11 protein-coding genes and 1 pseudogene are annotated in these 10,229 nt (G+C 66.0%); 6 read left to right on the forward strand and 6 right to left on the reverse strand.

The annotated features are described in order from the left end of the window. Positions 1-67: 67 nt before the first annotated feature. The 4 genes from AC5JJ1_RS03805 (at position 68) to AC5JJ1_RS03820 (ending at position 2,989) form a co-directional block, all read left to right on the forward strand. Entirely contained in the window at positions 68-814 is a 747-nt protein-coding gene (locus AC5JJ1_RS03805) for a hypothetical protein (protein ID WP_495783789.1), read from the forward strand. Positions 815-953: 139 nt separating this feature from the next. Further along, complete coding sequence (locus AC5JJ1_RS03810; RefSeq protein ID WP_495783790.1) at positions 954-1,265, forward strand: hypothetical protein; 312 nt, start codon at positions 954-956, stop codon at positions 1,263-1,265. 103 nt (positions 1,266-1,368) lie between these two features. Then, positions 1,369-2,391 carry an HNH endonuclease gene (locus AC5JJ1_RS03815; RefSeq protein WP_495783791.1) on the forward strand — a complete coding sequence of 341 codons (1,023 nt, stop codon included), beginning with the start codon at positions 1,369-1,371 and terminating at the stop codon, positions 2,389-2,391. A gap of 4 nt (positions 2,392-2,395) precedes the next feature. Further along, on the forward strand, positions 2,396-2,989 hold the full coding sequence (locus AC5JJ1_RS03820) for a class I SAM-dependent methyltransferase (RefSeq protein ID WP_495783792.1): 594 nt from the start codon (positions 2,396-2,398) through the stop codon (positions 2,987-2,989). Between the two features lie 597 nt (positions 2,990-3,586). Here AC5JJ1_RS03820 and AC5JJ1_RS03825 read toward each other — a convergent pair. Both AC5JJ1_RS03825 and AC5JJ1_RS03830 read right to left on the reverse strand, forming a co-directional pair. Beyond that, positions 3,587-4,081 carry a thermonuclease family protein gene (locus tag AC5JJ1_RS03825; RefSeq protein WP_495783793.1) on the reverse strand — a complete coding sequence of 165 codons (495 nt, stop codon included), beginning with the start codon at positions 4,079-4,081 and terminating at the stop codon, positions 3,587-3,589. Between the two features lie 53 nt (positions 4,082-4,134). Then, positions 4,135-5,151, reverse strand: coding sequence for an amino acid ABC transporter substrate-binding protein (locus tag AC5JJ1_RS03830; protein WP_495783794.1), 1,017 nt, complete (start codon positions 5,149-5,151; stop codon positions 4,135-4,137). Between the two features lie 533 nt (positions 5,152-5,684). Here AC5JJ1_RS03830 and AC5JJ1_RS03835 point away from each other — a divergent pair. Further along, on the forward strand, positions 5,685-6,455 hold the full coding sequence (locus AC5JJ1_RS03835; RefSeq protein ID WP_495783795.1) for a DUF3489 domain-containing protein: 771 nt from the start codon (positions 5,685-5,687) through the stop codon (positions 6,453-6,455). A gap of 138 nt (positions 6,456-6,593) precedes the next feature. Next, positions 6,594-7,067, forward strand: a pseudogene (locus AC5JJ1_RS03840) (recombinase family protein); the annotation flags it as partial. Between the two features lie 96 nt (positions 7,068-7,163). Here AC5JJ1_RS03840 and AC5JJ1_RS03845 read toward each other — a convergent pair. The 4 genes from AC5JJ1_RS03845 to AC5JJ1_RS03860 form a co-directional block, all read right to left on the reverse strand. Next, on the reverse strand, positions 7,164-7,880 hold the full coding sequence (locus tag AC5JJ1_RS03845; protein WP_495783796.1) for an RES family NAD+ phosphorylase: 717 nt from the start codon (positions 7,878-7,880) through the stop codon (positions 7,164-7,166). After that, positions 7,877-8,347, reverse strand: a complete 471-nt coding sequence (locus AC5JJ1_RS03850) for an MbcA/ParS/Xre antitoxin family protein (protein ID WP_495783797.1) — start codon at positions 8,345-8,347, stop codon at positions 7,877-7,879. The genes AC5JJ1_RS03845 and AC5JJ1_RS03850 overlap by 4 nt, the downstream gene beginning before the upstream one ends. A gap of 227 nt (positions 8,348-8,574) precedes the next feature. After that, positions 8,575-8,946: a hypothetical protein gene (locus tag AC5JJ1_RS03855; RefSeq protein WP_495783798.1), complete on the reverse strand. Its 372-nt coding sequence runs from the start codon at positions 8,944-8,946 to the stop codon at positions 8,575-8,577. Continuing rightward, complete coding sequence (locus AC5JJ1_RS03860) at positions 8,921-10,096, reverse strand: DUF7986 domain-containing protein (RefSeq protein WP_495783799.1); 1,176 nt, start codon at positions 10,094-10,096, stop codon at positions 8,921-8,923. The genes AC5JJ1_RS03855 and AC5JJ1_RS03860 overlap by 26 nt, the downstream gene beginning before the upstream one ends. Positions 10,097-10,229: the final 133 nt, after the last annotated feature.

The following is a 10,229-nucleotide window of genomic DNA, read 5'->3' on the forward strand; positions in this document are numbered from 1 at the left end:
CAGATGTCCTGCCGCAACGCATTCAGAATACAGAAGTTCTTCATGGACGGGCTCTGAGGAGTTCGAGGTGGACTTCCGACGCATGACTGAGGCCAGTAAAGGCTTTTTTGGGCGGCTCGATACGGCGGACCTTAATGACCGAATGGTTGTGAAGAATCTTGAGCGCAGATATTTTCGGTTGGCACAGCGCTACCAAGATCAACTCGATCTTCTTCAACGCGAAGTGTCCGAGTATTGTGAGGAGTTTACGTATGTGGGCGATGAGGCGCTGCGCTCCATGGCTCGACACGAATTCCGCCAGATTGTGCCAAATGCACGGCTCGAGCTTCGGGTGAAAGCTGCCGCCGATCGGGCCAGCGGCCGTACGCTTACGGCGGGCGCCGTAGGGGCCGCCGCGGCCGGTGCGGCGGTAAAGTCAGGATTGGTCGCGGCAGCCACGGTCACTGGCCCAGTTGGCATCGCAGTGTTGGGTGCGGTCGCGCTGGCCGGCGTATGGAAGGCTTTCGCAACCCCGGGCGAGCGGCGTCGCCGGGATCTACGGGAGCGCACGCGTGACCTAGAGCAGGGACTGCGGGACGCAATACTTGCGAATCTGCCGCGATTTGAGGAGGTGGACGCCACAGTGGCACGCTTTCGCGGCTCAGTGGTCCCGGATATCGCCGGGCCGCGAGTGGAGGCCGAGCGCCTTCGCGAAATCTCTAAAGTGCACCAAGCGGTCGCAAACGGGGTCGTTGAGGCGGCCACTGCACGGCTGACCCGGTTGATGCCGCTGCTTGAAGCCGCGCGGAACGCCCCTCCGTCGATGACGGCGTGAAGCTGGCCAATCCGCGTTCGGGCTACTGCCTCTGTGTTCGCGACCCGGGCACCGAGGTCTCAGGATCGAATGGCAAACGGCGCAGCACATGGAGCGGGATGATCGACGATGGCCATGCCGTCTGCGTTGATGCCGTCAAATGAGCCATGTCACCACTGTGGTTCTAATGTTCTCCGGCATCGAGGAGGACAGCCCCGACGTCCCACCCCCACCTCTCGCCGAACTCCAAGCTTGGCTCCGGCGCGCGGACGTTGGGCAATTGGTGGCGGTCGACGCACTCTTCGGTGGTTGGAAGCATCTGGGTATCGTCTGCTTCGGTGGCGGCTTTAACCATCTCGACGTAGATGGTTTAGTCGGACTGTTTCACGGGCTGGAATGGCGGCACCCGGAGCAGGCCGTGCTGGTCCTGACGACCGAGGACGAGCCGGCCATCGTCGTACGGCCTACGTAGTGCGGAGTGACCCAGTGAACGATGGCCGCGTTCTGGCGCCCACTCGCCGGCGAATCCGTGATGAAAAGCTCGGTCGATTCGCATCGCTCGGGGCCGCCGCCACTTGACTGACTTCCTCGCCAAGGCCCCGACGCTCGACGCCAACTGGCGCGCTGTCGTCCTGTTCGGCCGTAACGTAGCCTCTTACAAGTTCGCCCTGGCCAAGACGCTGCTCGGGCTGGCGGGCCGCTCCGACGACCGTGTGACGCTTGAGGAGCTGGCCGCCCCCTTCGCCCGGCACCTATGCGAGCACCTCAAGCTCATCGACAAGCAAACCACATCGCGGTCGAGCAAGTTCCTGGACGCCTGCCGGGCCTTCAACCGCGGCGAACTGTCCGAGGACACGCTGATCGGCACCACAGCCCGGCTCGGCTTCAGCAATGTCATCGACGCCTTCCACATGGTCGGCAGCGGGCCGGTCCCGGTCCGCTTCTTCGAGGACGAGAGGAGCGGGAGCCGCGGCGGAGGTGGCGCCATTCGCCTGACGGCCGACCTGCGACGGCTGTCCGCGTCCGTGCAGGGGTCAGGCCTGGCCGAGGAGGCGGAGGCGCGCTGGCGGCTGGTGGAGACCGCCTGGCAGCTCGACCTGCCCCGGGCCGGCGTCGCGGTCCAGGCCGATGCGACCCGGGACCTGCTCTTTGTCGAGCAGGATCGCCGGATCCGGCGCACCAGCCTGACCCGGGTGCGCGGGGCGCTGAACGGCTACCAGCGGGGGCGCTGCTTCTACTGCGCGGCCGAGGTGCCGCTGGCCGCCACCGATGTGGACCACTTTTTCCCCTGGGTATTAAAAGAGCGCGGCGAGATGCCGGACGCCGACGGGGTGTGGAACCTCGTCCTTGCATGCCGGGGCTGCAACCGAGGCGAGCGCGGGAAGTTTGCGGCCGTCCCCTCCCCGCGGCTGGTGGCGCGCCTGCATGAGCGCAACAACTACTTGGTGGACAGCCATCACCCACTGCGTGAGACGATCATGCTCCAGACCGGGGTGGATACCGACACGAGGACTTCCTTCCTGCGTGCTCGGCAGCAGATCGCGCGCGATCACCTCATCCATGAGTGGGAGCCGAAAGGTGCAGCAGCCGGTATCTGACGAGATGGATGATACGATCGGCTACTATGACCGCAACGCCGCGCGCTTCGCAGCCGACACGGCCAATCTCGACATGTCAGCCTTATATGATCGCTTCCTTCGGCACCTGTCGCCCGACGGGCGGATTCTGGACGCGGGCTGTGGTGTTGGGCGCGATGCGCTAGCCTTTGCGGAGCGTGGGTACTCGGTAGTCGCGTTTGACGCGTCGGCGGAGATGGTGCGGCTGGCACGGGAGCGTGTCGGCGATCGGGCCGAGGTCCAGCACATACGCTTCGAGGACGTCACGTGGCGGGAGGAGTTCGACGGTATCTGGGCCTGCGCCTCCCTCCTCCACGTGCCGGCGGCGGGATTCCCTGGTGTCGCTACGCGCCTCACGTCGGCGCTCCGGCCACACGGCGTCTGGTACATGTCCGTCAAGCTGGGGGACGAGGAGCGTGTAGTCGAGGGGCGCCGATTTGCGAACCACACCGAGGCCACGCTTCGCACGGCGCTCGCCGGAGTTGGCGTCAACGTTTCGGAGGTCTGGGTCACAGGAGATGTGCGAGCCGGGCGCACCGGTGAGCGCTGGCTCAACGCGATAGTGCTGCGGAGTGGCTGAACCTTCGTATACGCACTCAACCCCGCGCTCATGCCGTCACGTGGCCCGAGCGTCGAAGCTTAGGTAAAGCAATGCCGGACATCACTAACCTGCCATATACGATGTTCTTGGTCGCAGGCGGGGTGCTAATGGCCGCTGCCATCTACCTTATTTGGCGTCGGCGAAGTAGAGGGCACGGCGCCCATCAGGACGCGTTCCAGGCCTTGGGCATCGATCCGCGTGCAGTGCGCAATCGCGTTGCGCCGCCACCGGTTGACTTGTCGCAACCGATCACGAGCGAGGGGCAGTGGCGGGCTATTCGCGCCCATGCGAGCGACGCTGCATATCAACGAGCGGTCGAGACAGTGCGAGCCCGCTATCAACTCGCCTCCAATTCAATGCTGCTCTCAAATACCCTTCGGGAGACGGCGGCACGGCGAGGCCTCACATTCAGAGAGGCGATGCTCCGTGTAGCGGAGAATGATGGCTTGGGCTGAAAGCACGCGGCGTGAAGTTCGAACATCACTCTCACGTTCCCGACCGGCCAGCGAAGCCTGCAGTAGTCTTGGAACGTGGCCTCATAGGCAACCACAGCACCTCATCTGATGGGGATCAACCCTAGTGGTGGTGGCTCCTTGCCGCGCGCCACTCCCAAGGCGGCACGCGTTCGGCTTCCGGCAGTCCCCAAAGCCCTCTACGCTCCGCCCGCGCCGCTTGCTCGAGGCGCAGCAAGTCGGGGTCGTCGCTGTAGCGCTGGTAGACCCAGGCGGCGCCGCGGCGGACCATCTCGGCGTTAACGCCCATGGTGCCAGCGTAGACCAGCCCGACCGTGCGGCCGTAGCGGTCCGTATCCCGCACGTCTACATGAACCATCTTTCCGAAGGCGAGGTCCGACAGCACTTGCCGGGCGCGGCTGCCGTAGGGCTGGCCGCTCTCGGGTGTGTCAATCTCCGCCAGTCTGACCCGGACCTGCTCCCGTCGCTCGGTGAGCAGGGTGAGGGTGTCGCCATCGGTGATACCGACGACACGCCCCTTGAGCTCCTCTGCTACGACAGCCTGCGCAAGAAATAGTAAGCAGGCAACAAGCAGGACCCGAAGACGTTCGAGGCCCACACAGTGCCCCGTGCCGAGCGGTCCAATCCCGGTCACCCGAAGACAAGCGCGCATCAACGGAGCGGCAGTGCGTACATGAGGCCGCCGCGGGTCCAGAGGTCGTTCTGGCCACGTGAAAGCCCGATAGCGCTACCGCTACCGAGGTTACGCTCAAAGCTCTCGCCATAGTTCCCCACAGCTTTGATGGCATTGTATAGCCACCGCTCATCGAGCCCGAGTGCGCGCCCGAAACCCGGTGTCACTCCCAGAAGCCGTTGCACAGCGGGGTTAGTGTCACGTAGGCGCTCATCCACATTTGCTTGAGTGATACCTAGTTCTTCGGCCTCGACCATGCCTGTTAGGACCCATTTCACCACATCAAACCATTGATCGTCCCCGTGCCGGACCATGGGGCCGAGCGGCTCCTTGCTGATGCGCTCGGGTAGGAGGATGTGGTCATTCGGGTTCTGCACGGCGGTCGCCCGGTAGCTGGCGAGCTGGCTTGCATCCTGTGTCATGGCATCGCATCGCCCGGCGTTGTATGCCCCGACGAACTCGTCCGGCCGCTCGATCAGCACCGGCGTGAAGCGCATGTTGTTGGCACGAAAGTAATCGGCAATGTTCAGCTCGCTCGTGGTGCCCGGCTGTATGCACACCGTCGCACCATCAAGCTGCCGAGCCGAGGTGATGTTGAGCGAACGGCGGACCATGAAGCCCTGGCCGTCGTAGAAGTTGACCCCGGCCATGTTCAGGCCAAGAGCCGTATCACGCTGTAGCGTCTGCGTCGCGTTCCGCGCGAGCACATCAATCTCGCCACTTTGTAGCATGGTAAAACGGTTCTGTGAGGAGGTCGGGACGAAGCGCACTTTTGCTTGGTCGCCAAACACGGCAGCCGCGAGCGCCCGGCAGAAGTCAGCATCAAGGCCGCGGTACTCGCCCCGGCTGTCTGGGGTCGAAAAGCCGGCGACGCCTTGATTGACACCGCAAATGATGGTGCCCCGTGCGCGGATTGCGTCGAAAGCCTGACCAGCCTCTGCTGCACCCACCAGCGACATGGTTAGGCCGATCGCGGCGGCAAACAGACAACGCATACACATCCTCCTTCGCATGTTCAGTTATGAAACATTCTTACATCCTGCCGGTCCGCTCTACCATAAGCGCCGTCGGGTTCGCCGCCCGACATGATGTACGCAGGGCGGCTTGGAGAGCTTTACCCATCATCATGGACCGCACTTGGATGAAGATGGCAGGGTGGGCAGCAAGCGCCGGGCTGCCCTCCCGGCTGGTACCCTCAGGGCAGTCCTAAGGAGCCGGTGAGGTGCTCGGCACGGCTCGCCTCGGCTGGTCGAGCTCCGCTAACGCTGAGGCGCCCGCCACGGCCTCAATTCTAGCGACCGGTACTCCCCACGCCGCAGGCCGACCGTGAAGCGTCTCGCAGCCTTGCTCGCTTTGCTAAAGAGTTTGGCTGTTGGCGAGACAATCGATTCCGCTTCACTTTAGTCGGGCGCAGAGCGAATGGTCGGCCACGCGCCGCGGTAACGCCGGCGCGCTGCCTCGCCCGGTATCTCGGCGGGGCTCTGGGCAGTAGCACCCGGCTGGACGGGTGCTGCACCAGGAGCCCGCCATGACGCCTACCCCGACGCAGGCCGCGATCCTCACCGTCGCGCTGCAGCACCCGCAGGACCTCGTTCCTCCGCCGGCCCGGCTCGCCCCGGCGCCGCGCGACGCCATTCGCCGGAGCCTTCTCGCCAAGGGCCTGATTGAACCGGCAGCGCTCGAGCAGCCGGACGAGACCACGGCATGGGCCGTAAACGGTGTCCTCGTGCACTACCGCCTGACGGAGGCGGGCCTGCGCGCCGCTGCCGGAACCGCCGACACAGGGATCCCGGCAGAAGCCCCTACGACGGCCGCACACGCGCCTGAGGCTTACGAGGCCACTCCGCCGGCCCAGAAGCCACCCGCTGCCCCCGCTGAGGCCTCTCCAGCGATGCCGAGCCGCCAGGGGCTGCGCGCCGCGGCGGCGGCCGTGCTGGCCGCCTGGGACGATAAGGAAGCCCAAGAGGCACGCCTGCCCGATGCGGTCGCCGCCCTGCGCGCCGCCCTTGCCGGCAAGCCCAACCGGCCGCCGCGCGATTCAGCCCAACCCCGCAAGCCGCGTGAAGGCACCAAACAGCAGCGGGTGCTCGCCATGCTGCGCCGGTCGGAGGGTGCCACCGTCGCCCAGATCTCCGAGGCAACCGGCTGGCAGGCCCACACGGTCCGGGGCTTCTTCGCCGGGCTGAAGCGGCGCCAGGGCATCGCAATCGAGGCAGCCGAGCGGGTCCGCCAGGTCGGTCCGGGCAACGAGGGCGCCAAGGGCAGCTACACCGTCTACCGCATCGCGGAGGCGAGCTGATGCGGCCGGCGCTGAAGGGCGCTCGCCTGGCGATCGTGTACCTGCGGGTTTCGACGGCCGAGCAGGGGCACAGCGGCCTGGGGTTGGAGGCGCAGCAGGCAAGCGTCCGGGCCTACGTCGAGGCCCAAGGCCTGGACCCTTGTTGCCGAGTACTCGGACGTGGCCAGTGGCAAGGACGACCGGCGGCCGGGCTTCCAGGCGGCGCTGGCCCGCTGCCGGCAGCTTGGTGCGGTGCTGGTCGCCGCTCGGCTCGACCGGATCACCCGCCGCGCCCACACCCTCTCCGGGCTTCTGGAGGAGGGCTACGCGATCCGGGCAGCCGACATGCCCGGCGCCGATGACCTGATGATGCGCATCTACGCCGCCATGGCGCAAAAGGAGCGCGAGCTGATCAGCGAGCGCACCAGGGCCGCGCTGGCGGCCGCCAAGGCGCGTGGGGCGGCGCTGGGTGGCGACACAGGGGCTATCGGCCGACAGAGGGGCCCAGCGCCGCGGCAGCGACCCAGGCACGGCGCCTGGCGGCGGAGCGGGCTGCGCACAGGCTGGCCCTGGAGGTGGAGCGGCTGCGGGCCGAGGGCGTGGTCGGCCAAGCGGCGATGGCGCGGGCGCTGACCGAGCGTGGCCTGCCGACGCCACGGGGCAGTGGTGCATGGACCCACACGACGGTCGCGCGGGTGATAAATCGGGCCATGGGTCGGGGCGGGCCAGCTACCCGATCCGGAAGACGCGGGGCGGCGTAGTAAGCTCCCTGACCAGATCCACACGCCGGCCATCCCAATGGTAGTCCAAGTGCCGCGCCTGAACGACGTTGCGGGCCAGGTCAGGGTGGAACAAGCCGACGCACTCCCCGCCCGGGTCGCGCACGCTCGGGTAAACTATCCCTTCGGAGCCGGACGCGAGGAGCGCAGCGGCCAGCGCTTGCGGCGTGGTGTACGCGTCGGAAGCAAAGAGGAACGAGAACTCAGGCCGGCCGCCACGCAGGTCGTGAAGGCGTCCCTCGATGTCGAGCACCAGTTCCCGGAACTGCGACGTCCAGCCCGGCTGCTCTACGGTCGCCGCCATAAATCGCTCGTGATGGTGGATGGTCTCCGCCAACGCTGTCTCGAAAGTAGCGCTGGCGTAGAGGACCCCATAGCGGCCGTCGCTAAATCGACTTGGCCGGTCGGTGCTGGCGTGGGTAAACGGCGCCATGAGGTACGACGCCCCGGGACCCGAAACACGTCGTGCCGGCGTCACGAGGTCGAGGTTGCCGACCGCCTCCGCGAGGCGTGGATTGGTCTTCATCTCCGCCGCAATCAGCAGCGGCCAATCCTCTGGGTCCGCAACGTCCTCGAATAGGTCAATCGGCGGGTGAATGCTCCGGATGATCCGCCGCGCTCCGGTCCACCTCACCTCGCTGGTCGGTACCGAGGCTGGGTCGATCACCAGCCGCCGCGCTCCGCGTCGAGGTAGCGGCGGACCCGCATTAAATCGGTGAGCTCACCACCCAGCATGACTTCGAGGGCAGAGCGGCCTCCGAAGGCCTGATTCGGCGCCCGTACCCACCCGTACCCGCGCTGGGGTTCGCGGAAGATAATCCGCAGCGCCTTATGAATACCCATCAAGTTTGATAGGCGCGCCTTGCCGTCTCGGCCCAGCCGCCCCGGCGCACGCTCTGCTTTCCAGCGCGCTAGCGTCCGCGGCGGTACGTCCAGGAGCACCGCGCCCTGTTCGTCGGTCACGCCCCAGAGCCGGAAAAGGTTTATGGCAGCACGGAACGCCGCCGCCGCCTCCTGGTCAGTGATCGGTTCAGGCGAGAAGCTGGGACTGCCGGTCGCAACTTCCGTAAGGGCTAGCATAAGGATCTCCCATGCCGTTTGTGCAAAAATGGTGTTATTTGCGCCAAATGGCAAGCGGCTTCACCGCTTGCAGTCCCGGAAAACCGCCACGCTCTGAAATGTGAGCTCGTGAATGGGGTTTGATGCTTGCAAGCACGATTCGAAGTTCCCGACGGGGCAAGTCGGCCCAGCGAGCGCCGGCGAGCAATCCGAACGTTAGGCACCCTCGAATGCCTTCCCTGTTCAGCACCGATCAACGGTCGTTGGTCGGTGGTGAACAGAGGCCTACGCTGACGCTGGCGTCATTCGGTGGCGGGCCTTTTTTCCGCAACCGCGTCGAGGTCGCTCGCATCGACGCCGATGCGTTGATGAACGAACCGAGCAAGCTCGCCCTGAATTAAGCGATCCAGCTCGGCATCGGGTAACTCATGCAAAGGCTGTGCGGTGACCTGCACCTCATGCTTCTCTCGCCAGCCGGCCCTTGCCTTCATCCAGAAGATTGCTGCGGCGACGTTCTTGCCTTGGGTTGCCATCTGGAAGAGCGATTGCGCCACCTTGGTGGTAGCCTCGATCGATCCCCTGTCCAACTCGCGGCGGAAATGCTTGCGCAGCGTCTTGGCGTCTATATCGAGCAGCGTGGCGATACTATCATGCGGTATGCCGTAGCCTGACATGGCGCGCACGGTTCTTGCGGTCGCCGCTCCAGTGCCCGGTGCCGCGGACGGCGTACCAGCAGGGCTCGTGCTGCCAGTGGTAGTGGCCGCGGCCCATAACCAGTCGCTCCTTGGCCCAGATGATCTGGGCGCGAATCTCGAAGCCGCAGGAGGCGAGGCTGTCGGCGACGGTCGTGGCGTGCAAGGCGCCATGCCAGACATAGGCCACCTCACCAGAGAACAGCGCCCAGGCCTCGCGCCAGTCGGCCCGGTGGTCGTTCAGCACCTCGCCGGTGCGCTCGGTCTTGCTGCCCTCCAGGGCCGTGTTGCGCCAGGCGGGATCGTACTCCACGCCATAGGGCGGATCGGTGACCATGAGGTGGGGTCGCACTCCGGCCAGCACGGCCTCGACCGCCGCCGGGTCGGTGCTGTCGCCGCAGAATAGGCGATGACGACCGAGCTGCCAGAGGTCCCCAAGACGGCTTACCGGGGAGGCCGGCACCTCCGGAACCTCGTCAGGGTCGGTGAGGCCGGTGGTTGGCTCGGCCAGGAGCCCAGCGATCTCGAGCGGGTCGAAGCCGGTCAGGGCAAGGTCGAAGCCGTCGGCCTGGAGCTCCCCAAGCTCGATCCGCAGCAGGTCATCATCCCAGCCAGCGGAAAGGGCCAACATGCCGGCCAGGGTCTTCGCGTCGGTCTCGATGCCAAACTCGCGCGTAACCGCCGCAACTTCGCGAGGCGCTCTTGTCCGGGTTTTCCGAAGTGAGGCAAGCAGCGCCTCGCTCGCCTCATGCTCGAACAGCATGAGCGTGCCGCTGATCACGGCGCCCTCGCGCAGCGGGATCACCCGCGTGGCGACCCGATCCCACTGCCGCAGCCCCTGCGAGCCGAGCTTCTCCGAGACGCGTACCGGATCGCCGCCGCGGACCAGATCGCGGACTTGCATGGATTCGCCCGGCACGAGCCCGCTCACCTCGTAAAGGCTGATAACCGAGCGGCGCAGGCCGGCGATGTAGTCGCGGGTGGAGGCGCTTTCCTTCCAGCCACGCCGGCGAAGGTAGTCGTCCGCGACATTGCGGCCGCCGGGGAGATCGGTAGCGACCAAGTCCTCGAAGGCGGCGCCAAAGAGGACTGTGGCGGCGTCATTACCGAGAACGTCCGCAATGTCCCCCATCTCAATACCTGCCCCCGGTGCAAGCCTGGGCACTATGGCGGTCCAGCAGCTCGGCCAGGGCGCCGCACCGCTCTTCGCGCTTGGCCCAGGCGATCAGTCCGACGATAACGTGCGGCGTGGGCAGGGCGGGTGC

The organism is Belnapia sp., from assembly GCF_059504005.1.

Coding starts and splice junctions, on each gene's coding strand:
- AC5JJ1_RS03855 (WP_495783798.1), bottom strand. CDS start 8,946: ATGTCAGGCTACGGCATACCGCATGATAGTATCGCCACGCTGCTCGAT.
- AC5JJ1_RS03835 (WP_495783795.1), top strand. CDS start 5,685: ATGACGCCTACCCCGACGCAGGCCGCGATCCTCACCGTCGCGCTGCAG.
- AC5JJ1_RS03860 (WP_495783799.1), bottom strand. CDS start 10,096: ATGGGGGACATTGCGGACGTTCTCGGTAATGACGCCGCCACAGTCCTC.
- AC5JJ1_RS03810 (WP_495783790.1), top strand. CDS start 954: ATGAGCCATGTCACCACTGTGGTTCTAATGTTCTCCGGCATCGAGGAG.
- AC5JJ1_RS03820 (WP_495783792.1), top strand. CDS start 2,396: ATGGATGATACGATCGGCTACTATGACCGCAACGCCGCGCGCTTCGCA.
- AC5JJ1_RS03830 (WP_495783794.1), bottom strand. CDS start 5,151: ATGCGTTGTCTGTTTGCCGCCGCGATCGGCCTAACCATGTCGCTGGTG.